Origin of the sequence: Selenomonas sp. oral taxon 920 (assembly GCF_001717585.1) — a bacterium.
Taxonomy (GTDB): domain Bacteria; phylum Bacillota; class Negativicutes; order Selenomonadales; family Selenomonadaceae; genus Centipeda.
Genome location: NZ_CP017042.1, coordinates 26456 through 51947 on the forward strand (window position 1 = coordinate 26456; position 25492 = coordinate 51947).

Consider the following 25492-nt stretch of genomic DNA (forward strand, 5'->3'; position numbering starts at 1 on the left):
GTGTGAGAGGTATTTTTGTATGGCGGAAATTATCCCTTGATTTGCGTTAGGATGCGCGCATCTGCATCGGCATCGGGCAGCATCCGATAGATGACGATATAGACGACGAAGGAGATAATCATCGCAAAGACACCGGATGGGAACTCGCCGGGCAGCGTTACGCCGTACGAGCAGTAGAGGGCGATTGCCGCACCGATGGCAAAGGACAGGAGGCCTGCCCAGCGGATGGCGGGCTGATATGCCAGTGCTGCGGCATTGTATTTCCGATGGCGTCCGGATACGAAGTAATCCGCCAGAATCGGAGATGCAATGGGCGGTCCCATAATGCCGAGCACATTGATGAAGTCTGCGAAGAAGAGCTGATAGAATGCAAGACTGCCGAGAATCGACCCGAGGACACCGATGACAATAACGACCTGCTTGCGCTCCACGTTGAACCCATATGAGCGGAGCACCGGCCCCGTATAGAGTGCATTGCAGTAGAGCTCGCCATTGTCTGTTGTCCAGAGTGCGGATGTCCATACAATGACGCCAAGAATTGCTACCGGAATGCTGACCTGCAGCATATACATCACATAGTTAAAGTCGCCCGTCTGAACGGCGCCAATATAGCCGACGACGTTCAGAATCGGATTGGTGAAGATAAAGCATGCTGCTGCGCACCACCAAACGGCGCGGATGTTCTTATTGAAGCGGAAGAGCTCGGTCCCCATGATGGCACCCGCAATCCAGCTTCCGACGACCGCCGTGATCGCGGTACCCATGCTCATGCCGCTGAGCATGCCTGCCTTGCTGAGGAATGGAGACAGCCCGCCCGCCTGCGAGATATAGACGAACCCCATGACGATGGCGACGATCATGATGAACGGTGCGAAGATGTTCGCGACCTTCTCTATTGCGCCCATTCCGCGGACAGCCGTATAAGTAAATATGAGACCCCAGACGAATGTAGAGAGGAACTCCTCCAGTGTAATTGCTGCAACCCCGTGAAAGCCGTGGGCGTTCGGGTCAAAGACAACCACGCCGGACGGATTCCCGATCCATGCGCCCCAAATCTGCCCGATCATCCCCGCGATGCTTGCGAACCAGCCGAGTGTCATCAGCGACATCATGGCGAGCGGCAGGTTAGAACCGCGTTCACCATAGCTGAAGCGGCAGAGCAGGGACAGATTGTATCCGGTCTTTTGCGAGGCGATCCCGAGGAAGGAGGTCAGGAAAAACAGAAAGCCCATCCCCAGTGCAACGGAAAGAAATGCCGTGAGCGGAGGCAGTCCCGCACCACCCTGTCCTCCAATCTGTCCGCCGACGACGAGACCTGTTACAACGTAGCCGAATCCAATCCAGACCATGATCTGATCTTTGGTTGAATGCCGCTTATCCATCGGAACGGGTTCAGACATGAACTCCTGATCGTCCGGAACATTGTGCGGGTCATTCTCTTTTACAGAGGATTGTTTGTCCATCATTGTACCTCCTTATTCTGTCTTTCTGAGAGATGTCGTTCAGAGGATCGGTGATCCCGAGCGATCAATATCTCCTGAGTATACGAAAAATATTTCAGTGGTATATTTTTCGTAATATTTATGATACGTAAAAATTACATGAATGTCAATAAGAGAATGGCAAATCGTTTGAAGAATTTGTTAAATATACGAGAGATATTTTATACTTGCAAATCGACGAGAATCAGGGTATACTGAAAAACAAAAAGATTCGATTATTCTGAATGCGAGCGAGAAGGTGTGGTATGGCGATGGATGCTGAACAATCAGGGAAACACTCTATTACATCGACTGTACTGAGAGCGCTGCGCAAGGAGATCTGCGCCAGTGCATATGCGGACGGGCAATTCATCACGGAGGCTGAGGTCTCGCAGAAGTATCGGGTCAGCAAAACGCCGGCACGCGAGGCGCTTACCATTCTCTGTGAGGAGAAGCTGCTGTGTAAAATACCGCGCAAGGGATACATGGTAAAGAAGCTGTCGCTGAAGGAGCTGCGCAAGCTCTATCAATTTCGCAACATCTTGGAACGGGCAACCGTGGAGCACGCGGTTCGCTATGCCGACGAGGAGGATCTCCGGCATCTCGACGTGCTTGCGAGCGCCCAGGTGGATACGTCGCATCCAGAGTGGATTCAGGAATACCATAGGGTGAACAGCGCGTTTCACATCGGGCTTGCTGCATTGACACGGAATAATTATCTTATCGATGCCCTCCGCGGGGTGCTGAACATTCTGCAGCGAGATCTGATTGAGGATATGAAATACATCGGGGTCGAAAAGACACTGGGCGAGCACAGGCGCATTGTGGAGGCGGTCCGAAGGCGTGACCTCACAGAGGCGCTCTCCATCACCTCGCAGCAAATCAATATCATCGAGCGCAAAGAGCATATGTCCTAAATCCTGTGACACAGCGGGTTATCTGATGACGCGCGGATGCGCTCGCTGCCGTATTCGGATGATCGGCGGCATGTGTGCAGATCACCGTGCCGTCTGCATGATAAAGGAATCGCTGAAGTTATCAGTATTTCCTAAAGACAAAGGAGGAAATGTCATGTTGAATGAACTGTGGAGAATGACTGCCCATCAGGTAAAAGAAGGGAACTTTAAAAAGGCGGTGCTTGCTGTCGGCGCCTGTGAAGCGCACGGACAGCATCTGGCGGAGGGGTGCGACACGATCGTTTCCTATAAGCTGGGGAAGGCGATCGCGGACGAGCTTGGTGATATGCTCGTACTGCCGCCGATCCCGGTCGGATACAGCGCCCATTACGATTCCTTCCCCTTTACGCTGACCCTGCAGTATGATACGGTGACGCAGGTGATTTATGATATTGTCGAGTCGGTGCTCCGCAACGGCATTGACACGATTATGATTATCAACGGGCATGACGGCAACATCGCACCGATTGAGGTTGCCTCGCGCAAGATCAAGGAGAAGTATCCCAACGCGCGTATTGCCGCACTTGACCAGTGGTGGGTCACAGCGGGTGAGCTCCTGCCCAAAGGCACCTTTGAGGTTTGGAACGGGCTCGGTCACGCGGGCGAGGGAGAGACCTCCATCGCTTACTATCTTTTCCCCGAGTGGTGCGAGCCGGAGCAGGCAACCTGTCGTGTGCCGAAGAATCTCCCCTCCCTCATGGGGATTAAATGGGACTTCTCGGAGCTTACCAATACGGCACAGACGGGTGATGCGACGAAAGGCACAGCGGAGAAGGGCGAAAAGATGTTTAAAATTCTGCTTGAATACTGCACAAAGACTATGCGGGAGCTGGATGCCGCAGATTGGAAATTTGAGGCAGATCGCAAATAGCAGAGGGGGAAGGAAGCACGGATCAATTCAGCCCAATCATCCTGACGCATCTTTTTGCTTGAATTTTGTCGAAAAATCTTTCGCAGAGCATTGCTCTGCATTCAAAATAAGCCGACACAAAGGGGCAGCTGCACGAATATTTCGTGCAGCTGCCCCTTTTGGTTTGCAGATCTGTACGCCTGCTGCTGCAGACGATCTGTGCTTATAGGCTCCCGCTGCTGCGCACGACCAAGCAGATTGCAGAGGAGCTCGCGCTCCACGGGATTCGCTCCGAGGTGGATCCGCTGATGTACCATCAGTAGGATGCGGATCCGTGCCAATCAGAGACTATCTGTCGTGTACTGATGCGTGAGTACCTCGTCATATGTCGGCGGGATGACGACCGTGCCCGTGTGGTCGATAAAGCCCCACTTGCCGTTTATCTTCACAGGTGCAAATCCATCGTTGAACATTCCGATGTCCGTGATCGAATTTGGTAGGAGGAAGGGCGCACGTCCGGTTTTGTCAATAAAGAACTTTTTCGTGCCCTGCCGTACGGCGGCAAGTCCGTCGGTGAAGTCGTGCACTTCGTCGTATTTCGGTTCGATAACGATTTTGCCGTCACGTCCGACAAAGCCCCACTTGTCACCGTCCTGCACCGCCGCGAGATCGTCATAGAAGAAGTGGATCGCCTTATATTTCGGCTCTATCACATAGGCGCCCTTCCGATCGACGATGCCCCATTTGCTCTTGACGCGGACGAGTGCAACACCGTCCATGAAGATGGAGTTGTAGTCGTTCTTCGTTGAGATGATCTCTGCACCGGTCTTGTCAATGTAGCCGCGTTTGGTCTTCTCGCCGATGAGATCGGTGCCGACCCCGAATGTCGGCACTCCCGTGGCAAAGGAGACGGCACTGGTGAGGAAGCCGCCGAGCAGTCCGACCTTGACCTCACGGCGCACCTCGGCAAGCCCGTTCTCAAACGGCATCACGTCGCTGTAGCGCGTTTGGATCACCTTTGCGCCCGTCTTGTCGATGAATGCGCGGTACTTCTTTTCCTTCACCATTGCAAGCCCGTCCTGGAAGTCCCAGACATCTCCGAGGCGGTACTGTGGCGGGATGACCATTGTGCCGGACTTGTCGATAAAGCCGAGCTTTTTCTTGATTTCGACGCGGCTCAGTCCTTCCTGAAAACCATCTGCCCAATCATAGGCGGCAGGAATGATTAAAGTCCCCGTGGTATCGATGAACCCGTACTTTCCGCTTGTTGTTTTGACGGGAGCAAGCCCCTCGGAGAAGGAATACGCCGCATCGTACACATCGTTTGTCAGCAGACTGCCGTCCTGCCGATAGAACACGTATTTTTTATCGTTCCGCTGCACACAGGAAATCCCATCGCTGAACGGACCGACCGCGAGGTATTCAACGGGCAGGATCTGTTTGCCAGCCGTATTGTACGCGCCGACCTTGTCTTTTGCATCGCTGACAATGATGACATCCGCAGACAGCGGCTGTATGGTTTTGTAGATGGCTGGGACGATGACCGTGCCGTCCATGCGTACGATGCCCCATGTCTTGCCCTGACGGACGGCGACAGCGTCCGCCGAGTAGGAGGCAATCTGATCGTACGCCGCAGGGATGGCGAGGCTGCCCGAGGGGGCGACTGCGCCCCACTTCTTGCCCGCGCGGACAACGGCAAACGGTTTTGAGGTCTGCTGTGCGGCGGGCTGCATCTCTTTGTGTGCAGGTGCTGTCTGCGCTGCGGGCTGTGCCGTCATTGCGGCGGAGCTTGTCTGCGCCGATGTCTTCGTGGCGGGCGCATTCTGCATCTGTGCCTCTGCCGCAAAACCCGCCGGCATTGCATACAGCATACCCGTTGCAGTCATAGCGGCAAGCGTCGCGCTGAGTTTCCAACGTGATTTCATCATTTGCATCATCTCCTTTGAAATTGGGGGGCATCTGTACGGCAGCGCAGATTTCGCTGCGGGGGATAGGATTGTTTCCCTCAGCAGTTCCCGCGATGGACGTGCCGCAGGTGACGGCGGGCAATGGCGGCAAGACGGTCGATGTCCGCAATCGGTGTTGACGGCCTGCTCATGCGGTGACGCGGGAAATAGCGGCTGATGTGGAGCGGGAGGTCGGGCGAGAGGGTGGAAAGCCAATGCGCCTCCTCGTCCATGTCCTCGGCACGGTCGCTGATGCCCGGGACGACGAGGGTTGTCACCTCGACGTGCACGTCATGTGCGACTGCGGTTGCGATGGTCGACTTCACCGCCTCTAGGTCGCCGCCAAGCCGCCGATAGGTGTCCGTGTGCCATGCCTTCAGATCTATGTTCATCGCATCGACGTGCGGTAGGAGACGCGTGAGCGGCTCCGTGCAGATCATGCCGTTCGTGACGAGTACGACCTTCAGCCCCGCCGCGTGCAGGAGCGGGGCCGTGTCCATGATGTACTCATAGCCGACGAGCGGCTCGTTGTAGGTAAAGGAAACGCCGATGTTGCCACGCGGCTGACGGCGCAGTTCGTCGGCGAGTGCGGCAAGCTGCGCGGGGGTGACGTTCTCCGTCTCGATGCGCTCGTCTGCCGCTGCAATTCCCGCGTTCTGGCAGAACGGACACGCGAGGTTGCAGCCAAAGCTGCCGACCGAGAGAATTTGACTGTTGGGATAAAAATGGTAGAGCGGCTTCTTCTCAATCGGGTCGAGCGCGAGCGCGGTGAGCTGCCCGTAGTTGATGGCGCGGATCGTGCCGCCCTCGTTCCTGCGTGCACGGCAGAACCCCGTCGCGCCCACGCGCAGACGGCAGGCATGGGGGCAGAGCGTACAGGTGATCGGTGTGTCCGCGCCCGTGGGAGACGCAGCAGCGTCCACAGATCCGCTCGCACGTATAGTCTGTGTATCTATAGACGTGTCCACCGCTCCATCCGCGCAGATGAGCCGTGTATCCATCTCAGTGGTGCCGCTCGACGGTAAACCGCCAGATGCGGATCGGTGCATCCTCGGGGATGCCGCCCTTCTGGCGGGCGATGCGCAGCTGCTCCTCCACCGTATCCACGCCCGCGAGATCGGGCAGCAGCAGCCCCTTGCGTGCGCGGTACTCGACGATCACGCCGTATTTTTTCACATCGAGCGCATCCGCACCCGCGACCAGTTCCGGCTCTGTGAGCACATCCACGGAGTAGACGAGCGCGTCCAGTTCCTCCTTCTTGACGGGCGGGAAACGCGGATCGCGCAGAGCAGCAGAGGCGGCGTTTTGGAGAATCTCCTCCGCGATATTCTTCGCCGTGGGCTCAAATGTGCCGATGCAGCCGCGCAGTTCGCCGTCCTTTTTGAGCGAGACGAAGACACCCGCGCGCTCTGCCATTTCAGAGGGCAGATTCGCAGGTCGCTCGGGCAGCTTTCCTGTCGTGACAATCGTCTCAATGGCGTGCCGTGCGAGCCGCACATACTCGTCCTCGGCAGCACGACGCTCCTCCTGCGCCCGCCGTTCAAGCATCTTGTAGCGTTCGGCGAAGCTGCGGCGCACATCCTCACGCGTCACGCGGAGCGACACAACGCCGTAGCCGACGCCAAACGGCCCTTGATAGGAGAGTTTCTTGATCTTGAGTGCCTGCCCGTCGAGCGCACCTGCCATCATCCAGAACGTGCGCAGCCCGCACTCTGCCGCCGGCTCGTAGAGGGCGCGATCCATCCGCAGGAGCTTTAGGAAGTCACCCTCCTCGAGGTACTTCATGCATGCCTTGTCAAAGCGCGGCCCCTCGGGGGCGAATCCGTACGGGCCTTCGGGGGTGAGCTTGTGCGAGAGGTCGCCGCTCGCGATGAAGACCGCCCGCCGTCCGAGCGTATCGACGGCGCGCGCGACGCATTTGCCGAAATTGTAGTGATCGAGCGGGGACAGCCCCGAGATGCCGAGGCGCACCACGCGGAAGTCTCGCGTGTGCGCGTGCAGGAAGTGCAGCGGGATCATGACGGCGTGATCGAGCGCGGCGTTTCGCCCACCGACGGGGCCCGCCTCGATCCCCTCCGCGTGTGCCGCTTCTGCGACCTCCTTTGCGAGCACCGCATCATAGTGCGCCGTCACAGCGAGCTCGGGCACGCCGAACTGTGCGAAGCTGCCGCTCGCATCCTCGCCCGGCGCGATGTGGAAGTAGTCGGCGTACATGACGGTATGCGGACTCGCGATGATGACCGTATCGGGCTCCAGATCCGCCGCCTCCTTCATGGCGCGCTCGTAGGCATTCACGGTGAGTTGGATCTTCTTCTCCTCCCCCTTGCCGATCTCGGGCAGGATTATGGGGGGGTGAGGAACGACGTAGGCTGCAATGATGGACATAACGAGACCTCCTTACGAAATACTACTGTATTTATTCGATGTACAGGGGAAAAGCCCTGCATGATTTCATGATGTCCTTCGTATACAATGCAGCTGAAAACTAAATCTGCCAACCATTTACCAACAACGCTGCAGCGGACTGGCAACTTTTATCGCACGGCGGACGAGAGAGGAATTTGTCTTCTTTCTGTCGAAAGAAGTTAGAGAGATTTTGAAAACTGCAAGGAGGATGAGACGAATGATGAAGCGAATTTTTTGCCTGATTGCTGTCTTTATGATTGCCCTGTCGGCGGTTACGGCAGCGGCGTACAAGGATCAGATCAATCGGGACGGACACATCCTGGAGAACGCTGAGATCGCGCTCGGCGGGCTCATGGTCGGGACGACCCGCGCACAGGTCGAGGCGATCTACGGTGCGCCGACCGAGCGGACCGAGCCGCGGATGAGCCCCGCACTGGATGAGATGATGGACGAGTACACCTATGGTACGTCATTCAAGATCATCTTCGTCAAAGATACCGTCATGTACCTCAACACAAATGCACACAACGGCATCGCGACACCGGCGGGCGTGACCGTCGGCGACCCTGCGGACAAGATTATGCAGACGTATGGCAAGCCGTGGCGTGATACAAAGTATGAGGATGGGAAGGAAAATTTCGTCTACCGCGACAAATATGATATCGCGATTGTGTTCCGCACCGAGCATGGGAAAATCACCTACATCGGGATCGTCGGATCGGAGTGAGGCTGCATTCTAATCGCATCGAAAAAGACGGGGGCGCTGCGTGACGTCGATTGACTTCATGCAGCGCCCCCGTCTTGATTTAGGGAAGCAATGATCGTTTTATCAGCGATTTCTCAGCACTCTTATACCCGCGCAGGCAGTGCGTCGTGCATCTTCTTTACAATCGTGCGGCAGACCGCAGCAATACCATCCCAGTCGCGCGCCGCGACGAGTTTGTCGGGCGTCATAAAGCTGCCGCCGATCGCCGCGACGTTCGGGAGAGCGAGGTAGTCGATCATATTGTCGAGACTTACGCCGCCCGTCGGCAGGAACTTCACATCGGCAAACGGCCCTGCGAGCGCCTTGAGCGTTGTCGTTCCGCCGTACGCGGCGGCGGGGAAGAACTTGCACAGGCGGATGCCGTATGCGCGTGCGCCCTCGATCTCGCCCGGCGTAACGGTGCCGGGGATCACATCGACATCGTGCGCAAGGCACCATTCAATGACAGAGGGGTTGTAGGCGGGCGTCACAATGTAGGTCGCACCCGCATCGACCGCCGCCGCCGCCTGCTTTGCCGTGTGCACCGTGCCCGCTCCGACGATGAGATCAGGGATCTCCTTCATCGCGCGGATCGTATCGAGGCACGCATCCGTGCGGAATGTAACCTCGGCAACGGGGATGCCGCCCGCGACGAGCGCCTCGCCGAGCGGCTTCGCGCACGCTGCGTCCGCAAGGACGACGAGCGGGACAAGACCGATCTTGGACATTCTCTGCAGCTGTTCACTCATCGGTGGAATCCGCCTCCTTCATAAATCTCTCAAGTTCGGCAGGGGTCGGCAGCCCCTCGTTGTCGCCGCGGCTCATGACCTGGATCGCTCCGATGGCGGTGCCGCGCCGCACGGCATCGTGCATGGACAGCCCCTCCATCAGACCAGTGAGGACGCCCGCCGCAAAGCCGTCGCCCGCGCCGACCGTATCGACGACCTCGCGCACACGGAAGCCCGCCACATGACAGCGCTCCGCACCATCGGCGACGTACGCGCCCGCGCTGCCGCACTTCGTGATGACGACCCGCGCACCGCGCTTCTGATAGTAGTCGGAGATCGCGGCGGGATCGTCGCTCCCCACGAGGATCTTCCCCTCCGCCGTGCCCGGAAGCACGATGTCTGCACGCGCAGCGAGATCATTGATGTTCTCGCGCATTGTGCGCTCATCCGGCCAGAGCTGGGGACGCAGATTCGGATCAAACGAGATCGTGAGCCCTGCCGCGCGTGCACGCTCAAACATGAGATCCACCGCTGCGCGCGTTGATGCTGTGAGCGCGGGCAGGATGCCCGTCAGGTGGATGTGGCTGTAGGAGGAGAAATCAATCGCCTCCACGTCCTCCGGCGCGAGCGTCGAGGCGGCAGAACCCGCGCGGAAGTAGAAGATCGGGGGATCGCCCGCGTGCACACGACCCTTGAGCATAAAGCCCGTACGCCGCTCCGCATCCCACGCGATGAACTCGTTTCCAATTTTGTTTTCACTCAGTACATGGATAATGCGCTCGCCGAACGGGTCGCGTCCGAGCTTCGTCAAATAGGTGACACGATGCCCGAGCCGCGCGACACCAACGGCGACGTTGAACTCCGCGCCAGCGACGGCGAGATCGTAGCCGGTGACGCTGCCGAGTGTTCCCTCGCTCTGCGCGATGAGGAGCCCCATCGGCTCCCCTGCGAGAATCAGACCTTGTTTCATGCGCAGACCTCCTTTTTAGGAATCGCTGAATTTATCAGTCCTTCCTTTATTTTACCATAGATATGCAATAGTCATGCATACGTTAGGGATCACGGTTCTATGATAATTGTTACGGAAGAATGCGGACCGCGATGTTCCAAAGCAAACCCTAGTGGAGCAAGCGGGAAAAGTACGCGGTACGCCCCGGCGGATTTCGTCGTTCAACCGAAGGTCGTTTAGAAATTCGCCGATATTTAAGCGTACAAGCGCATGAACGCTTGCGAACGAGATGTTTGCGTGGAGCATCGTAGTCCGTAACACTTGACATAGACCCGGAACCACTGATAAATTCAGCCACGCCATCTTGGCGCATCTTTTTTGCCCGCTTTTCGCCCTCGATCCTCCACATAGCCTCTGCTATGTGGAGGACTCTCTCCTTGTTCGGATGAAAAAATCTACGCCCATCGGAAGGTCTATTTTATCAGCGGTTCCCTTAGAGAAACGGCCACAGCACCGCAATCACGAGTGCGGGCAGAAAGTTCGCGACGCGAATGTAGGGGAGGGTGAAGAGATTGGTGCCGACGCAGAAAATTAAAATACTGCCGACGTAGCTGAGATTTGCAAGGGCGGCAGGCGTCATGAATGGCTCCACCACACCTGCCGCAAGGAAGATCGCACCCTCGAAGATGCCGACGGAGATGGCGGAGAAGATGCAGCCGCGTCCGAGCGTTGCGGTGAGCAGCATGATGACGATGCCGTCGAGGACGCTTTTCGCAAAGAGGACCGAGGGATCGGCGAGCAGACGGTCATTCACTGCACCGATGACTGACATCGCGCCGACGCAGATCGTGAGTGAGGCGGAGACAAAGCCGTCGATAAAATGCGTGTCGCCCGTGCTGCCTGACACGCGTTTCAGCCACGCGCCGAAGGCAGTCATGCGATCCTCGATGTTGAGGATCTCGCCGATGATCGCTCCACCGATGAGGGCGGCGAGCATCATGTCGATACCGATGAAGGAAAGCCGCCCGTCTGTGTCGACCGCGAGCATCTTGCTGAGCGCTCCGCCGAGCCCAAGGAAGATCACCACGAGTGCACACGCCCGCATGATGGTCTCTTGGAATCGCTCCGCGAGGAAGCGCCCGCACCCGAGTCCCAGGAGACCGCCAAGCACAACAGCAATCACATTGACAATGACACCAATTCCGGGCATATTCCCACATCCTTTCCATAATAGGGTTCTCATTGTACTTCATTTCGATGATTATGTAAAATCAAGCATTTCATGTATACATGGACATTTAATACTTTATCATGGTAAAATACCACCATATTTTCATTTTTGGAGGTATGTGACATGGAATCATTTCTTCCTATGCTGAATGCGATCGACTCATTTCTCTGGGGCATTCCGCTCATCACGCTGCTCGTGGGGACGGGTATCCTGCTGACGATCCGGCTCTCGCTGCTGCAGGTCGTGCAGCTGCCGCGTGCGCTCGGGCTGATCCTCCGCGCAAAGAACAAGGGCGCGGGCGACATATCGAGCTTCAAGGCGCTCTGCGTCGCGCTTGCCGCGACGATCGGCACGGGCAACATCGTCGGCGTTGCGACGGCGGTCAAGGTCGGCGGCCCCGGTGCGATCTTCTGGATGTGGATGGCGGCGTTCTTCGGCATGGCGACGAAGTACGCCGAGGGTCTGCTCGCCGTGAAATACCGCACGACAGACGAGCGCGGCGAGATCGCGGGCGGCCCCATGTACTACATCCGGCACGGCATGGGCGAGAAATATCGTCCGCTCGCGGGCTTCTTTGCGGCGGCGACCGTGCTTGTCGCGTTCTTCGGCATCGGTACATTCCCGCAGGTCAACGCCATCGTCGACTCGGTGGAGCTGTCCTTCGGCGTCCCGCGCATCGCGACGGACATCGCGCTCACGGCACTGATTGCGGCGATCACGATCGGCGGACTTCGGAGCATCGCCGAGGTCTCTGCGCGCATCATCCCCTTTATGGCGGTGCTCTACATCGTCATCTGTGCGGGGATCATCCTGATGCACGCCGCTGAGATCCCCGCGGCGATTGCGCTGATTTTGGACAGCGCGTTCACCGGCACGGCGGCGGCGGGCGGCTTTGCCGGCTCGACCGTCATGATGGCGATGCAGAACGGCATCGCGCGCGGCGTCTTCTCGAACGAGTCGGGTCTCGGCTCGGCGCCGATTGCGGCAGCGGCGGCAAAGACGAAGGAACCCGCCGAGCAGGGGCTGATCTCCATGACGGGCACGTTCATTGACACCATTATTATCTGCTCCATGACGGGACTCGTGCTCGTCCTCACGGGCGCATGGCACGGCGATACGGCGGGCGCGGCAATGACGGGCGCGGCGTTTACGAGCCTCTACGGCTCCATCGGCGGCGCACTCCTCACCGTTTCGCTCGCGCTCTTTGCGTTCACCACGATCCTCGGCTGGAACTACTACGGCGAGCGTGCCGTGTTCTACCTCGCGGGCATGCGCGCCATCCTGCCGTACCGACTCGTGTTCATCGCGCTCATCGCGTGCGGCGCGTTCCTAAAGCTCGAGGCGATCTGGGTCCTCGCCGACATCGTGAACGGGCTCATGGCGATCCCAAACCTCATCGCCCTCATCGCCCTCTCGGGAGTCGTCGTGCATGAGACGCGTCAGTACCTCGAAAAGATGCGGAAGCAGTGACCGCATCTCCTCGCAGGGGGAGAACGAATCTCGGCCTTCCCTGTGCGATGGGGGAAGCTGATCAGCGTAATCCTCAGCCTTCCCGGCCACAGCGGGGAAGGGGCGCTTTGAACTTCATAAACAAAACCTCTCCTTTTCTGCTGCTGCAGCAAGTATTTCTTAGGAAAGAAACTTGCAAACACAGGAAAGGAGAGGATTTTTATGCGGGACTATCTGCCGCGCGTGGATTGGATGGTCGGGACGGGGCTTGTCGTGGTCGCGATCCTGTCTGTCTTCTACGGGAGCGCGGAGCTGACGAGCAACATCGCCTCGGGGCTGATCGGATTTCTCGGGCGGACGGTCATGATGCGAAATGAAAAGGAGGGCGCACGATGAGCGCGGTACTGCCTGCCTCCGCGATGCGGCACGTGACCTGCGCAGAGCTCAGGGAACTCGCAGCGGCATACCGCCCCGCGCTCTGCTATGCCGCTGCCCGCTGTGCGCGTGAGACGAAGCTCTATCTGCATTGGACGGCGGGGCACTACGGGCAGTTCTTCGCGGACTACCATGTGCAGGTCGATGCGGACGGCGGCATCTACGTCATCGGGGACGGGGTACTCGATGATGTACTCGCCGCAACCTACCTGCGCAACAGCGGGAGCGTCAGCATCGCCCTCCTCGGCTGCATCGGTGCGACGACGGACGATCTCGGGAGCGAGCCGCCGACCGCTGCGCAGATCGAGGCACTGGCACAGGCGGTAACGGCAGTCGCAGATGGGCTGTGGCTCACCATCGACAAGGAGCGCATCCTCACCCATGGCGAGGCGGCGGACAACGAGGACGGCGTGCATGCCCACGCGCCCTACGGCCCGTGCTCCACCTGCGAGCGTTGGGATCTGGAGTATCTCGGTACAGAGGAATGCCCCGTGTTCAACCCGTGGGCGACGGATGGCACGCGCGGCGGCGATGTGATTCGAGGGAAGGCGCAGTTCTATCGGATGCACAGAGAAGCAGGCAAATCTTAGCGGAACTCAATAAATTTTCATACAACAACAAAAATTAGCAGTAACTCCTAACAAAACTCGCATTCCACTCGAATGGAATTCCCATCCATGGGCGGTATGATCTCTTTACAACGGGAAGAGATTTTAAGGAAGCACTGATCATGTATCAGGGACTCCATCACAACCCTCTGAAAGGACGGGATTCACATGATGACAACAAAGATGATGAAGAAGACCGCAGTCGCCGCACTCGTCGGCGTACTCGGCTATGGTGCTGTCGGCGCGGCGGAGGTCTCCGCGAGCGCTCTCTCCGTACCGGCGCAGCATGCCTCCTACACGAGCCTTGACGGACGTGATGATGTCCAGAAGCTCGCCTGGGGCGGCAAACGCAAGAAGAAAGGCAGCAAGAAGTACTCGCAGGGCAGCATGACTACGGCCGCCATCGCAGGCGCTGTCGTTGGCGCGATCATTGCGAAGAATACCTGATATTCGGAGATCATAGGGCACCCACTCCCACGGGAGCGGGTGTTTTTTTGTGCTATAATATCTGCAAAGGAGGAAATCGAATGATATATTCAACTTTTGCCGGGGCAATGCGCACATGTGCCCTGATCGGCGCGCTGCTCTTGCTCATGGCGCTCCCTGCCGCCGCACATCCCGTGGACGATCCGGCGGATCCTGTCTACCGGGCGCGGACGGTTCTGCCCGACGCGGCGAAGGCGCGCCGCGACACACCGGCGCTCGAGACGCTCCGCGCCGCTGCTCCGCGTACGGTGCATCTCGCCGATGCTGCGGCGACGACGGAGACGCGGCAGCTCTATGCGTATCTTACGGCGCTCGGGCGCCTGCAGTACACGATCTACGGACATCAGAACGACGCGCATCATAAATTTTTTCGCATCGACAGCGGAACGAACTCCGATACGAAGGACATGACGGGCGCGCTCGCAGGGATCGTCGGGTTCGATGCACTCTCGCTGACGGGCGAGGAGCTGGAGCTGACCGATGCAGAGTGCGCAGCGGGCATGAGCTGCGCGGACAAACTCGAGCGGATCGCGGCGGAGGCTTCGAACGAGGGCGCGATCCTGACGCTTTCCATGCACATCCCCAACCTCGCGCGCGCGGCAAAGCGCCCGCAGGCGGACGGCGGCTATGACTTTTCGGGCTATTCGCCGGACGATCTCGCGGGGCATGTTCTGCACCGCGCCGTTCCGGGCGGCGATCTGCATCCGGTCTATACGGCCTACCTCGATATGGTCGCGGATTTTCTGCTGCGCATGCAGAGGCGCCGCATCCCCGTGCTCTTTCGCCCGCTCCATGAGCACAACGGAGACTGGTTCTGGTGGGGCGTAAAGGGGACGGACGGCGCGGACTACACTGCGCTCTGGCAGTACACGGTCCACTATCTGCGCGATGTGCGCGGCATGCACAATGCGCTCTACGTCTATGCGCCGAACGCACCGTTCTCATCGGCGGAGGACTATCTCGACCGCTATCCGGGCGATGCGTATGTGGACGTATTCGGCTTTGACTTCTACGACGATGACGACGATACGCCCGCCTTTATGGAGCGGCTTGAGCATGCGGCGGCGCTGGTTGTATCCGCGGCGGATGCGCACGGCAAACTCCCTGCGCTCACCGAGGTCGGCGTTCATAAAAACGGCGGCGGGCTCGCGCTCACGGGCAATGACGATTCGCATTGGACGAGTGCGGCGGCAGCCGTCGCGCGGCGTCATCATATCCCGTATCTCATGACGTGGGCGAACTTTGAGCAGGAGGAGAAGAACTTCTACCAGCCCTTCATGGTCAGCGATACGCGCGGGCACGAGCTCGTCGACGGATTTATCGACTACTATAATGAGGAGATCTCGCTTTTCGCCGACGGCCTCGGAGACTGGCGGGGATTGCCTGTGCCTGTGCAGGAATAAAGATTGGCGGGCCGGGAAATCGCCGGATATCCCGGCCGCCCCCACTCCTCTATAGACACACCTTGCGATAGAAATGGTACCGTACCTTTCGTTCTCTTTCTGCGGATAAGATCCTTAATACTGCGGAACCATTTCTCTGCATTGGCATACGGCGCTCGTTCAGCGTTGGCTGCGTGCACGTCATAATCCTCCTCATATTGACAGGGGCGCGAGATTTTAGAGACACAGAAATATTTTCGTTGTTATTATTGGAAAAGTTTGATAATGGGTTTATAATAGAAAGGTCTTCAATTTTTTATGATTGCCTTTGGGAGGCGTGTCCAATGAATTCATTCTTTGAACGGCAGTTCCGACTGCAGGAGCATCACTCCTCGGTCAGTACGGAGATCATCGCGGGGCTGACGACGTTCGCGACGATGGGCTATGTTCTCGCGGTCGTGCCGCATATGATGGGCGAGGCGGGCGTGCCGACGGGGGCGATGCTCACAGGCATGGTGCTCATGATCTTCCTCACGTCGATGGCGATGGGGCTGTATACGAACCGACCGTTTGCCCTGGCGCCCGGCATGGGCAGCGTCGCGATCTTCTCGATCACGATGGTGCAGCTCCAAAATGTGCCGATCGGCGTTGCGAGTGCCATCGTCCTTCTGAGCGGTATTCTGTTCATTATCGTCACGGTGCTTGGTATCCGTAAACTCATTGTCATGACGATTCCACGCGGCATCAAGATCTCAATCAGTGCGGGCGTGGGGATCTTCCTCGCCGTGATCGGCATGCGGAATGCAAAGCTGTTGGCGGTCAACGCGAAAAAGGTCGCGCTCTCGTTCGGCGACCTCACGCAGCCCGTCGTCATTCTCGCGGCGATTACCTTTGTCATCCTTCTCGTACTCACGGCACGCAAAGTGCGCGGCGCGGCACTCATCAGCATTCTCGCGGGGACGGTCATTGGCATCCCGATGGGCATTACGAAGATTCCCGAGAGCATCTTTCGTATACCGGACAGCATCGCGCCGATCTTCTTCAACGTTGACCTCGCGGGCGCGCTCGATCTGCAGTATCTGCCGTTTCTCTTTGCCTTCTTCCTGCCGGATTTCTTCTCGAGTTTCGGCACGGCAATCGGCATCGGCGGCAAGGCGGGCTTTCTCGACAAAAACGGTGATCTGCCGGGGCTTGACAAGGTCTTTCACGTGGACTCCATCGCCGCCACGCTGGGGTCGTTCTTCACGATTCCAGTGCTCATCACCTATCTCGAGTCCGGTGCCGGCGTTGAGGCGGGCGGGCGTACGGGGCTGACGGCGTGCACGACGGCGGTCGCGTTTCTCCTCGTTCTCGCAGTGACGCCGCTCGCGCTCATGATCCCTGCGGCGGCGACTGCACCCGTTCTCATCTACGTCGGTGTCAGTATGATGGCGGGGATGCGGAATCTCGACTACACAGACATCGCCGAGTACATCCCCGCATTCCTCTGCATTGCCTTTACCGCCTATACGTTCAACATCGCCAACGGCATCTCCGTCGCCTTCATCGCGTTCGTCCTGATGAAGATCGCCGCAGGACGCATGAGCGAGCTGCACAAGGGGCACTATCTCCTCGCGCTCCTGCTCGCATACTACTTCTATGCCATTGCAGGTACGAAATAGGAGGATGATATGCACATTGACGTTCTTTTGACAGGCGGAAAGATTTACAACAGCTATTTCAAAAAATTCATCCCGGGCAATATCGCCGTTTGCGGCGACCGCTTTGCCTATGTCGGTACGGATGTGCTGCCGCTCATGCCACAGCATACGGTTGATCTTGCAGGACAGTATGTCATTCCTGGACTGATCGACTGCCATATGCACATTGAGAGCACCATGTGTGCGCCGCGTACGTTTATGAACGGTGCAGTGGGTAACGGGGTGACGACACTCATCGCAGAGCCGCATGAGATCGCAAACGTATTCGGTCTTGCGGGCATCCGCGCGCTGATGCAGAGTGCACAGGACGGCCCTGCGGATGTACGGATTGCGATTCCATCGTCCGTTCCGTCAACGAACGATGCGCTTGAGACGGCAGGCGCAGCAATCGAGAACGACGATGTCGAGGCACTCATGCACATGGACCAGGTCATCTGTCTCGGTGAGGTCATGAACTGCCGCGCGGTCATCGCGGATGCACACGGCAAGACGAACCGCCTGATCCGTCAGATTCAGCACGGCCGTCCGGATTTCTCCATCGAGGGACACTGCCCGCGTTTTGTCGGTTGGGAACTGGCGCAGCTCCTCTACCGCGGCATCCGCTCCGATCATACGGATCAGTCGCTTGAGGGACTCGCGCAGCGCGCGGCGAACGGGATGTTTATCCAGCTGCAGGAAAAAACGCTGAAGAAGGAGTTCCTCGACTACCTCATGGAGAACCGTCTGTCGGGGCGTTTTGCCCTCGTTACGGATGATACAATGCCCGACGACTTCATGCGGCGCGGACAGCTGAACCATCTCGTTCGGCGGAGCATGGAGCTCGGGCTTCCGCCCGAGGAGGCGATCTATGCGGCGACCTATGCGCCCGCACAACATATGGGGCTCAGGGATAAGGGGGCAATTGCACCCGGCCGCATCGCCGACTTCGTCGTGCTCTCCGATCTGCGGACATTCGAGGTCGCGAACGTCTGGCGTGCGGGACGGCAGGTCTTTGCGCGCGGGGAAACGTGGGAGGAGCCGGCACATGACACATCGTTCCCCGCACATTTTTACCGCAGCGTGCATCTGGCACTGCGCAGTGCCGAGGACTTCGTTCTGCGTGCGCCGATTGCGGAGGGGTCGGTGCTCTGCCGCATCCTCGAGGTACAGGAGCATACGACCTTTGTTGCGGAGGGGCGGGCAGAGCTGCCCGTGCGCGGCGGCGTGATCGACTGGGAGAGCAGCCCCTACAACCTTGCCTGTGTCTTTGAGCGGCACGGGAAAAACGGCGGCTGCGGCATGGCACTTATCGGCGGGACAGCGCTCACACGCGGCGCGGCGGCGACCACCTATGCACACGACAGCCACAACCTGCTCGTCCTCGGGCAGACAGCGGCGGATATGCAGGCGGCGGCGAACGCCGTCATTGAGGCGCAGGGCGGCTTTGCCGCGGCAGTGGGCGGCAGTGTCGAGGCTTTCGCGCCGCTGCCGATCGCGGGCATCCTCTCTGACCGTCCGCTCTCCGTCCTCGGTGAGCAGATCGCACATGTTCGTCGAGTCCTTGCGGACTGCGGCTATCGCCACGACAATGTCATCATGTCCCTGAGCACCATTCCGCTGCCTGTCAGCCCGTATTTCAAACTGACCGACAAGGGGATCATCGACGTAAAGCAAGGCGCGATTGCGCCGCTGATTTTGGAGATAAAAGAAAGTTCATCGGCATAGAGAGGGAACGATTATGCACAAGGCAATTGTTGTTGTAGATATGCAGAACGATTTTGTAGACGGCGCACTCGGCACACAGGAGGCACAGGAGATGCTGCCGCGTATGGTCGAGAAGCTCGCCGCCGCCCGTGCGGAGGGTATAGCCTTCGTATTTACCATGGACACCCACGGTGCGGACTATCTCCAGACGCAGGAGGGGCAGAAACTGCCCGTCGAGCACTGCATACGCGGCACAGCAGGGTGGCAGATTGCAGGTGCGCTTCAGCCCTTCGTGCAGGAGGCGGCGGCCGTCATCGAGAAGCCTGCGTTCGGCGCGACAACCCTCCCCGCTGCGCTTGCGGACTACGACGAGATCGAGCTGGTCGGGCTCTGCACAGACATCTGCGTCATATCCAATGCTCTGCTCCTCAAGGCATTCTACCCAGAGAAGCTCATCTCCGTCGATGCCGCCTGCTGCGCTGGCGTGACTCCCGAGAGTCATGTGAACGCACTCAATGCGATGCGGATGTGTCAGGTCGAGGTGCGGGGCGATTGACCATCCTTCGGATGGGGGGCACTCAGTAAAAATAAGAATAATTTCTGCTATGGTATTTGTATTGGGAAACGCTGATACATTCAGCCGCGTCAGCTTTTTCATCCTCTCTGTGCCATGGCATCCTCCACATAGCCCTCGCTATGCATCCGGTTTGCCTTCCTAGGCAGGACGAAAATCTGAACCAATCTGAGGGCCTGTTTTATCAGTGATTTCCTAGAAAACTTTGTACAGCAGCATTTTAAATGGATGGGTTCAATCCGGAGGAGTCGCCGGCCTCAGTTGTCCAGCGCGAATATACCGACCGCGAAAACATGATCGTCCATCCAATTTGTCATCGTATAAATGTGCTTCTGTGTATTCGTGCAGTATACACTGCCGACCTGCAGGTTCTCCTTAACCGTTTTCCGATGAAACAGCTGCTTTACCTCATCGAGTGTCAGCCCGTTCACTGCGCAAATCGCAGTGAGTACAGCTGTGGCTTCCGCATTCATTTGTTGTTCGGCCGGACGGTACAGCGTTACCACGCGATATACCCGATCATCCTTTACGTAGAACGCAACCTGCACTGTGCTTGGCGTAGCAGCATGATATGCCGTAAAGCCATCCTCGGAGATGTCCGCATTGTATTCGGGGATGGACAGCGTGGTGTGAAGTTCCTTTCTGGCGAGCAGATCGCTCATCTCGTGGACGAACGCGTCGTAGCTGAGGTCGTCTCGCAGGGGGATGGGAGTGGATTTTTGCGGAGACGCCAACGCCGTTCCTGCAAAAAGGAATAAGGTGAAGGCACAGACGATCGGGAGCAGCCATTGTCTTTTCATCGTTTCCTCCTAAAATCAATTAGGGAAGCACTGATACATTCAGCCGCGTCAGCTTTTTCGTCCTCTCTGTGCCATGGCATCCTCCACATAGCCCTTGGCTATGCGTCCGGGTTGCCTCCCTAGGCAGGACGAAAATCTGAACTAATCTGAGGGCCTGTTTTATCAGTGATTCCGTAGAACCGTATGCGGCAATCCTTCCTGCACATCGAAAAAGGAAGCGGCATGAGGTTGTCATTCGGTCATGCAGCCTTTATGCAGGGGTCAGAACATCTCTTCGATCGCGATATTTCTGTACGCAGCCTCTGCGCGCAGACCGGGCAGCAGCGCAAAGAAGGTGCGGATGGCGGCCGTGTGCTCCTCCGACACGATGCGGGCGTCGTAGTGCTCCGCGTCGATCGTGCCCCGTGCCGAGGAGATGTAGTCATCCGCGATGATCTGACCATCGACCGCGTCGTAGGAACAGTAGACCGTCAGATGGTGATCTGCGCCCTCCCACACACCGAGCGTATCATCCGCAGAGCCGCGTGTGTCTTGGAAGAAGCAGCCCGCAAAGATGGCAGGCGGATTGTTTCCGTGTTCATCTGTGAGCATACCCGTGCGGTAGAGATCCGCGGACAGCGGCGCGCCAAAGACCGTGCCGCCGACCGTGCAGATGAGCCAATGCGCCCCGCTGTCCATATTCTGCGTGAGGGAGAGCGCCGCACCCGACGGATCGGCACACGTCTCATGCACGACAAAGGGGAGGCCGCGCGAAACCAGCAGCTGTTCGACCTGTTCCGTCGGCTCCATGGCATTCGCTGCGGAGGCAAACGGCAGGATGAGCAGGAAGGCGCCCACGAGGGCACAGAAAAACCTGCGGCAGAGCATGATGATCTCCTTTCTGTAGTGCTCGATTAAACGATCTGTTTATAAGTTCGATATAAAGACGAAATACTCCTGCATATTCGGAAATGAATCCCCTCATGCGGGTGGATATGATATCAGGCAGCCGTTCCTGTGCATTTCCTCCATGCCGTGTGCACTCACTCGTCGTATGCAGTCACGTTGATGCGTGCGTTTGATCCATGGACCAGTTCCATGGTCATCTGAATGCGGCGCTGGGTCGTTTTGCAGAACACGCTGCCGAGGCTGAAATGTTCCCCATTGCCTTCGTTCTCTGACAGTGAAGATACATCTTTTTGCGTCATGCCGGCAATGATGCAGACCGCGGAGACCAGCTGCTGCGCAGATTTGACCGCCCGATCGTCCAATATCTTGAACTCTGCGGAGGCGGCATAGATGTCATTCCCCTTCGTCTGAAAAAGCATTTGAACGTCATCGTGCGAATGGGCTGCGTATAACGAATATCCTTCGCTGTTGGGCAGCTTGATGCAGCGGACTACAGGTAGCTGAGCCTCGCGTTTTTCTGGGCTCAGCACGAATGTGATCATATTCGAGAGACCGATGGGAGCCATGCCGTCGATCAGCGGGACTTGTTTTGCGGCGGACGCTGTTCCCGTGCCAAGGAGAAGGGCCATCGAGCAGAGGAGCGCGGTGCATACAGGCAGTAGAAATCGTTTCATGATATTTCCTCCTTGTGAACAAAAATCATCTTGTTCCTTATTTCTTTTTTCTAGGCGAAAACCCTTGCATCAATGGGCTGATTTTTGCAAAATAGCGACAACAGAGATGCCGGTATGATATACTGTGCGAAAATCCAACGCGCTGCTCCTCAAGGCATTCTACCCAGAGAAGCCCATCTCCGTCGATGCCTCCTGCTGCGCCGGCGTCACCCCGCAGAGCCACGCGAATGCCGTCGCTGCGATGCGGATGTGTCAGGTGGAGGTACGGTGAGCGGTGCCCTCGGCATTGCTGGGGGAATGTATCTTTATATTTGCAATAGGGAGATATGATGGGAAGAGCATATGATTCGGGTTCAATTTCTTCCTTTTTGATGGCAGAAGAAGATCATATCCTCGGGCGGTTGATGATCGAGGATTCGTTTCGGACCGAGGATATTCAAAAGAACGCATGGCGTGCGGAGATCCAGGTTTTAAAGGAGCAGCTTGCCTCCTTTCCGGACGGAGAGATCGCCTTTGAATTCATGATTCCGCGCATGGGACACCGTGTGGATGTCGTGCTCATCATCCAAGGAATTATTTTCCTATTAGAGTTCAAGGTCGGGGATGACACGTATGCAAAATCAACAAAAGATCAAGTGATGGATTATGCCCTTGACCTCAAGTATTTTCATGAGGCGAGTCGAGACCGCACAATCGTGCCGATCATTGTGCCGACGGAGGCGGTCGATCAGGCGAATACACTGGCTCTGATGGAAGATGGGATTGCACAGGTGCTCTGCTGCAATCGGCATAACATCGGGGACGTGCTTCGGCAGATTCTGTCGCAGATGCATGCCGCTCCTCTACCCATGGATGCGTGGCTGGATGCGCGCTATGCGCCGACACCGACCATCATCGAGGCGGCACAGGCACTCTACCGCGCGCATTCGGTTCGTGATATATCGCGCAACGATGCGGGGGCAGAAAATCTGACTGTGACGACGGCAGCGATCAACCAGATCATAGATGAATGCAAGGTACGCCACAAAAAGGCGATCTGTTTTATCACAGGTGTCCCTGGGGCGGGAAAGACTCTTGCGGGTCTGAATATTGCCAATGCGCGTCATCAATTCAATGAGGATGAACATGCCGTATTTCTCTCGGGGAATGGCCCTCTCGTTGCGGTTCTGCAGGAGGCATTGGCACGAGATAGAGTAGCAACGCACAATGTGACCAAAGAGCAGGCGCGACGAGAAACGAAGTCCTTTATCCAGGTGATTCATAAATTTCGCGATGAGGCGTTGTCCTCGTCACAGCCACCCGTCGAGAAAGTCGCTATTTTCGATGAAGCGCAGCGAGCATGGGATGCCGATGCACTGATGAAATTCATGAAGCGGAAAAAGGGCGTGGCGGATTTTCAACAATCGGAGCCGGAGTTTCTCATCAGCGTCATGGACCGGCATGCGGACTGGGCCGTGATCGTCTGTCTCATCGGCGGCGGGCAGGAGATCAATACGGGGGAGGCCGGCATAGCGGAATGGCTGTATGCGCTGCGTGAACAATATCCGGACTGGGAGATCCATCTATCGGATCGGATGACAGACAGTGAGTATGTGGGAAGCAGTGACATTCAGCGGCTGCTGGGGGATCGGGCGTATCGAGTTGTCTCGTCCCTGCATCTGGGCGTATCGCTGCGTTCCTTTCGGAGTGAGCGGCTTGCAGATTTCGTTAAGGCACTGCTCGATGAGGATGCAGCTGCAGCACGAGAGCTCTATGCTGCGCTTTATTTGAACTATCCCATCGTTTTGACGCGAGATCTTGCGCGTGCAAAGGCGTGGGTGCGCAACAAAGTGCGCGGGACGGAGCGGCCTGGGATGCTTGCGAGTTCAAAGGCGAAACGTTTGAGAAGTGTTGGCATTTGGGTGAATGTGCAGCGGGATCCTGTTGCATGGTTCTTGAATGATCCGGCGAATGCAGATGCTTCTTGTTTCCTTGAGGTTCCCGCTACGGAGTTTGAGGTACAGGGCCTCGAGATTGACTATGGGCTCCTTGCGTGGGACGCAGATCTCCGCTATTGTGATGGTGGATTCGATTATTTTGACTGCCGCGGAGCCCGCTGGATGCACGTCAATAAGGAACAAGGACAACGCTACCTGAAGAATGCCTATCGCGTTCTCCTCACCCGGGCCAGGCAAGGCCTCGTCATCTTCGTTCCTGAGGGGGACCTGGATGATGAAACGCGTAGGCCGGAATACTATGATGGTACGTATGAATACTTGAAGTCGCTGGGACTGCGAGAAATTTAAGGAATCGGAGACGATGTGAATGTGTCCGGTCGAGGTGCATCTTTTGAGGCTGGTTTCAAACAGCCTCTTTTTTTTATTTTCCATTTTGTGTTATAATAGGTTGAAAATTTTGATATAGGGATCGCTGATACATTCAGTGATTCCTTAGGAAAAGGAGCATCTCACTATGAACACATGGAACATCCAGTGGAAGAATCAGTGGAAAAAGACGATTGCCCTCGGCAGTGCGGCGTTCCTGCTCGGCGGGAGCGCGGTGTATGCGGCTTCCCCTGCGATGCAGGCGGGCGGGAGTGCGAATGTGGAGAACGTGCAGGACGCGCCGATGCCCCTGCCGCTGACCGAGGAGGAGATCAGCGCACAGCAGCTCGCCGATGCTGAGTACATGGCACTCCTCTGGATGCGTACCTCGGCGGAGTACCGCGCGCTCTGCTATCAGGGCTACAATGCGGCACTCATGGCAATCGATCGTGCGCAGGCGAATCCCTCGGCCCGCAGCGGCAAGCCGCTCGCCATCGTCCTCGACTGCGATGAAACCGTCACGGACAACACGCGCGCCATGGCAGCGGCTGCCGCCGCGGGCAACGGCCGCTACGATGCCCTCTGGTGGCGCGCGACCGTGCACGAGGGTCGCTCCGAGGCCATGCCGGGCGCGGTGGAGTTCCTGAACGAAGTCGCACGGCGCGGTGTTGCCATCTTCTACGTCAGCAACCGCTGGAGCGAAGTCAACTACGAGCCGACCATCGAGAACCTCAAGGCACTTGGCTTCCCCTCCGTGGACGCGGAGCACGTCCTCCTCATGGAGGATCGGAAGATGAGCGACAAGCAGCCGCGCTTTGATCGGATCACAGAGGACTATGATGTCGTCGTCTATATGGGCGACAACGCGGGCGATCTCCCGCTCGGGACGAAGGGCATGAACCGCACTGCACGGAATGCCGCCATCGACGCTGCGCAGGAGGAGTTCGGCACCCAGTACATCGTCTTCCCGAACCCCGCCTACGGTTCTTGGATCAGCGCCCTCGCCAAGGACTACATGACCATGAGCCCCGAGGCGCGCGAGGAGTTCTATGCAAAGACACTGACGGAGTAACAGAATACAATGAAAAGAGCCCGTCTCTGCTTTCTTTTTGCACAAGGGAGCAGGGGCGGGCTTTTGAAATGAATGCGGAATTTTTGCAATAAAACCATTGTACCTTAAAATACATTTATGATATAATTCTAATTGAGTCTGAATTA

The 25492-nt window shown here is 57.5% G+C and carries 24 protein-coding genes and 1 pseudogene; 15 read left to right on the plus strand and 10 right to left on the minus strand.

Annotation, left to right across the window (positions count from 1 at the left end; all coding sequences use genetic code 11):
• Window positions 1–29 precede the first annotated feature (29 nt).
• A complete protein-coding gene (locus BCS37_RS00135; RefSeq protein WP_069179581.1) occupies window positions 30–1466 on the minus strand; it encodes a purine-cytosine permease family protein in 1437 nt (478 codons plus the stop codon).
• A 281-nt stretch (window positions 1467–1747) separates the two neighbouring features.
• Between BCS37_RS00135 and BCS37_RS00140 the strand changes: the two genes are divergently transcribed.
• From BCS37_RS00140 to BCS37_RS12025, 3 genes are all read left to right on the plus strand, one after another.
• Window positions 1748–2398 (plus strand): GntR family transcriptional regulator, encoded by a 651-nt coding sequence (locus BCS37_RS00140; protein ID WP_069179582.1) that lies wholly within the window; start codon window positions 1748–1750, stop codon window positions 2396–2398.
• 154 nt (window positions 2399–2552) lie between these two features.
• Entirely contained in the window at window positions 2553–3308 is a 756-nt protein-coding gene (locus BCS37_RS00145) for a creatininase family protein (protein WP_069179583.1), read from the plus strand.
• Between the two features lie 158 nt (window positions 3309–3466).
• A complete protein-coding gene (locus tag BCS37_RS12025; protein WP_159057703.1) occupies window positions 3467–3610 on the plus strand; it encodes a hypothetical protein in 144 nt (47 codons plus the stop codon).
• Window positions 3611–3628: 18 nt separating this feature from the next.
• On the opposite strand, the gene BCS37_RS00150 is transcribed toward BCS37_RS12025, so the two are convergent.
• The 3 genes from BCS37_RS00150 to amrA all read right to left on the minus strand — a co-directional run bounded on the left by BCS37_RS00150 (window position 3629) and on the right by amrA (window position 7618).
• Window positions 3629–5212, minus strand: a complete 1584-nt coding sequence (locus tag BCS37_RS00150) for a WG repeat-containing protein (protein WP_069181499.1) — start codon at window positions 5210–5212, stop codon at window positions 3629–3631.
• Between the two features lie 80 nt (window positions 5213–5292).
• Entirely contained in the window at window positions 5293–6156 is an 864-nt protein-coding gene (gene amrS / locus BCS37_RS00155) for an AmmeMemoRadiSam system radical SAM enzyme (RefSeq protein ID WP_069181500.1), read from the minus strand.
• 79 nt (window positions 6157–6235) lie between these two features.
• Window positions 6236–7618, minus strand: coding sequence for an AmmeMemoRadiSam system protein A (gene amrA, locus BCS37_RS00160; protein ID WP_069179584.1), 1383 nt, complete (start codon window positions 7616–7618; stop codon window positions 6236–6238).
• Window positions 7619–7856: 238 nt separating this feature from the next.
• Between amrA and BCS37_RS00165 the strand changes: the two genes are divergently transcribed.
• On the plus strand, window positions 7857–8366 hold the full coding sequence (locus tag BCS37_RS00165) for a hypothetical protein (RefSeq protein ID WP_069179585.1): 510 nt from the start codon (window positions 7857–7859) through the stop codon (window positions 8364–8366).
• Between the two features lie 122 nt (window positions 8367–8488).
• On the opposite strand, the gene eda is transcribed toward BCS37_RS00165, so the two are convergent.
• From eda to BCS37_RS00180, 3 genes are all read right to left on the minus strand, one after another.
• Window positions 8489–9133 carry a bifunctional 4-hydroxy-2-oxoglutarate aldolase/2-dehydro-3-deoxy-phosphogluconate aldolase gene (eda, locus tag BCS37_RS00170; protein WP_069179586.1) on the minus strand — a complete coding sequence of 215 codons (645 nt, stop codon included), beginning with the start codon at window positions 9131–9133 and terminating at the stop codon, window positions 8489–8491.
• Window positions 9126–10082, minus strand: a complete 957-nt coding sequence (locus BCS37_RS00175) for a sugar kinase (protein ID WP_069179587.1) — start codon at window positions 10080–10082, stop codon at window positions 9126–9128. Before BCS37_RS00175 ends, eda begins: the two co-directional genes overlap by 8 nt.
• 472 nt (window positions 10083–10554) lie before the next feature.
• The gene (locus tag BCS37_RS00180; protein ID WP_069179588.1) at window positions 10555–11271 is read right to left on the minus strand and encodes a DUF554 domain-containing protein; all 717 of its coding nucleotides are present in this window, start codon (window positions 11269–11271) and stop codon (window positions 10555–10557) included.
• A 144-nt stretch (window positions 11272–11415) separates the two neighbouring features.
• Here BCS37_RS00180 and BCS37_RS00185 point away from each other — a divergent pair, with 144 nt between their 5' ends.
• From BCS37_RS00185 to BCS37_RS00215, 8 genes are all read left to right on the plus strand, one after another.
• The gene (locus tag BCS37_RS00185) at window positions 11416–12762 is read left to right on the plus strand and encodes an alanine/glycine:cation symporter family protein (protein WP_069179589.1); all 1347 of its coding nucleotides are present in this window, start codon (window positions 11416–11418) and stop codon (window positions 12760–12762) included.
• Between the two features lie 201 nt (window positions 12763–12963).
• The gene (locus BCS37_RS12090) at window positions 12964–13137 is read left to right on the plus strand and encodes a hypothetical protein (RefSeq protein ID WP_173862579.1); all 174 of its coding nucleotides are present in this window, start codon (window positions 12964–12966) and stop codon (window positions 13135–13137) included.
• Entirely contained in the window at window positions 13134–13766 is a 633-nt protein-coding gene (locus tag BCS37_RS00190; protein ID WP_069179590.1) for an N-acetylmuramoyl-L-alanine amidase, read from the plus strand. Before BCS37_RS12090 ends, BCS37_RS00190 begins: the two co-directional genes overlap by 4 nt.
• Before the next feature lie 186 nt (window positions 13767–13952).
• Window positions 13953–14231, plus strand: a complete 279-nt coding sequence (locus BCS37_RS00195; RefSeq protein WP_069179591.1) for a cell invasion protein SipA — start codon at window positions 13953–13955, stop codon at window positions 14229–14231.
• Window positions 14232–14311: 80 nt separating this feature from the next.
• A complete protein-coding gene (locus BCS37_RS00200) occupies window positions 14312–15673 on the plus strand; it encodes a glycoside hydrolase family 26 protein (RefSeq protein ID WP_069179592.1) in 1362 nt (453 codons plus the stop codon).
• Between the two features lie 323 nt (window positions 15674–15996).
• On the plus strand, window positions 15997–17313 hold the full coding sequence (locus tag BCS37_RS00205) for an NCS2 family permease (RefSeq protein WP_069179593.1): 1317 nt from the start codon (window positions 15997–15999) through the stop codon (window positions 17311–17313).
• A gap of 9 nt (window positions 17314–17322) precedes the next feature.
• The gene (locus BCS37_RS00210; protein ID WP_069179594.1) at window positions 17323–19056 is read left to right on the plus strand and encodes an adenine deaminase C-terminal domain-containing protein; all 1734 of its coding nucleotides are present in this window, start codon (window positions 17323–17325) and stop codon (window positions 19054–19056) included.
• A gap of 13 nt (window positions 19057–19069) precedes the next feature.
• Complete coding sequence (locus BCS37_RS00215; RefSeq protein WP_069179595.1) at window positions 19070–19591, plus strand: cysteine hydrolase family protein; 522 nt, start codon at window positions 19070–19072, stop codon at window positions 19589–19591.
• Window positions 19592–19866: 275 nt separating this feature from the next.
• Here the strand turns inward: BCS37_RS00215 and BCS37_RS00220 are convergent, their stop codons facing one another.
• The 3 genes from BCS37_RS00220 to BCS37_RS00230 form a co-directional block, all read right to left on the minus strand.
• Window positions 19867–20409 (minus strand): hypothetical protein, encoded by a 543-nt coding sequence (locus BCS37_RS00220; RefSeq protein WP_069179596.1) that lies wholly within the window; start codon window positions 20407–20409, stop codon window positions 19867–19869.
• A gap of 261 nt (window positions 20410–20670) precedes the next feature.
• Window positions 20671–21276, minus strand: coding sequence for a hypothetical protein (locus BCS37_RS00225; RefSeq protein WP_069179597.1), 606 nt, complete (start codon window positions 21274–21276; stop codon window positions 20671–20673).
• A gap of 155 nt (window positions 21277–21431) precedes the next feature.
• The gene (locus BCS37_RS00230; protein WP_069179598.1) at window positions 21432–21971 is read right to left on the minus strand and encodes a hypothetical protein; all 540 of its coding nucleotides are present in this window, start codon (window positions 21969–21971) and stop codon (window positions 21432–21434) included.
• Between the two features lie 133 nt (window positions 21972–22104).
• Here BCS37_RS00230 and BCS37_RS11655 point away from each other — a divergent pair.
• The 3 genes and pseudogenes from BCS37_RS11655 to BCS37_RS00240 all read left to right on the plus strand — a co-directional run.
• Window positions 22105–22242 (plus strand): annotated as a pseudogene (locus BCS37_RS11655) (amidase); the annotation flags it as partial.
• A 55-nt stretch (window positions 22243–22297) separates the two neighbouring features.
• On the plus strand, window positions 22298–24256 hold the full coding sequence (locus tag BCS37_RS00235) for a DUF2075 domain-containing protein (protein WP_173862580.1): 1959 nt from the start codon (window positions 22298–22300) through the stop codon (window positions 24254–24256).
• A gap of 166 nt (window positions 24257–24422) precedes the next feature.
• Window positions 24423–25346 (plus strand): 5'-nucleotidase, lipoprotein e(P4) family, encoded by a 924-nt coding sequence (locus BCS37_RS00240; RefSeq protein ID WP_069179600.1) that lies wholly within the window; start codon window positions 24423–24425, stop codon window positions 25344–25346.
• Window positions 25347–25492: the final 146 nt, after the last annotated feature.

What these genes read in the sequence shown, in the direction of transcription:
- BCS37_RS00135 (WP_069179581.1), bottom strand. Translation starts at nt 1,466, where the DNA reads ATGATGGACAAACAATCCTCTGTAAAAGAGAATGACCCGCACAATGTT.
- BCS37_RS00140 (WP_069179582.1), top strand. Translation starts at nt 1,748, where the DNA reads ATGGCGATGGATGCTGAACAATCAGGGAAACACTCTATTACATCGACT.
- BCS37_RS00145 (WP_069179583.1), top strand. Translation starts at nt 2,553, where the DNA reads ATGTTGAATGAACTGTGGAGAATGACTGCCCATCAGGTAAAAGAAGGG.
- BCS37_RS00150 (WP_069181499.1), bottom strand. Translation starts at nt 5,212, where the DNA reads ATGAAATCACGTTGGAAACTCAGCGCGACGCTTGCCGCTATGACTGCA.
- amrA (WP_069179584.1), bottom strand. Translation starts at nt 7,618, where the DNA reads ATGTCCATCATTGCAGCCTACGTCGTTCCTCACCCCCCCATAATCCTG.
- BCS37_RS00165 (WP_069179585.1), top strand. Translation starts at nt 7,857, where the DNA reads ATGATGAAGCGAATTTTTTGCCTGATTGCTGTCTTTATGATTGCCCTG.
- eda (WP_069179586.1), bottom strand. Translation starts at nt 9,133, where the DNA reads ATGAGTGAACAGCTGCAGAGAATGTCCAAGATCGGTCTTGTCCCGCTC.
- BCS37_RS00175 (WP_069179587.1), bottom strand. Translation starts at nt 10,082, where the DNA reads ATGAAACAAGGTCTGATTCTCGCAGGGGAGCCGATGGGGCTCCTCATC.
- BCS37_RS00180 (WP_069179588.1), bottom strand. Translation starts at nt 11,271, where the DNA reads ATGCCCGGAATTGGTGTCATTGTCAATGTGATTGCTGTTGTGCTTGGC.
- BCS37_RS00185 (WP_069179589.1), top strand. Translation starts at nt 11,416, where the DNA reads ATGGAATCATTTCTTCCTATGCTGAATGCGATCGACTCATTTCTCTGG.
- BCS37_RS12090 (WP_173862579.1), top strand. Translation starts at nt 12,964, where the DNA reads ATGCGGGACTATCTGCCGCGCGTGGATTGGATGGTCGGGACGGGGCTT.
- BCS37_RS00190 (WP_069179590.1), top strand. Translation starts at nt 13,134, where the DNA reads ATGAGCGCGGTACTGCCTGCCTCCGCGATGCGGCACGTGACCTGCGCA.
- BCS37_RS00195 (WP_069179591.1), top strand. Translation starts at nt 13,953, where the DNA reads ATGATGACAACAAAGATGATGAAGAAGACCGCAGTCGCCGCACTCGTC.
- BCS37_RS00200 (WP_069179592.1), top strand. Translation starts at nt 14,312, where the DNA reads ATGATATATTCAACTTTTGCCGGGGCAATGCGCACATGTGCCCTGATC.
- BCS37_RS00205 (WP_069179593.1), top strand. Translation starts at nt 15,997, where the DNA reads ATGAATTCATTCTTTGAACGGCAGTTCCGACTGCAGGAGCATCACTCC.
- BCS37_RS00210 (WP_069179594.1), top strand. Translation starts at nt 17,323, where the DNA reads ATGCACATTGACGTTCTTTTGACAGGCGGAAAGATTTACAACAGCTAT.
- BCS37_RS00215 (WP_069179595.1), top strand. Translation starts at nt 19,070, where the DNA reads ATGCACAAGGCAATTGTTGTTGTAGATATGCAGAACGATTTTGTAGAC.
- BCS37_RS00220 (WP_069179596.1), bottom strand. Translation starts at nt 20,409, where the DNA reads ATGAAAAGACAATGGCTGCTCCCGATCGTCTGTGCCTTCACCTTATTC.
- BCS37_RS00225 (WP_069179597.1), bottom strand. Translation starts at nt 21,276, where the DNA reads ATGCTCTGCCGCAGGTTTTTCTGTGCCCTCGTGGGCGCCTTCCTGCTC.
- BCS37_RS00230 (WP_069179598.1), bottom strand. Translation starts at nt 21,971, where the DNA reads ATGAAACGATTTCTACTGCCTGTATGCACCGCGCTCCTCTGCTCGATG.
- BCS37_RS00235 (WP_173862580.1), top strand. Translation starts at nt 22,298, where the DNA reads ATGATGGGAAGAGCATATGATTCGGGTTCAATTTCTTCCTTTTTGATG.
- BCS37_RS00240 (WP_069179600.1), top strand. Translation starts at nt 24,423, where the DNA reads ATGAACACATGGAACATCCAGTGGAAGAATCAGTGGAAAAAGACGATT.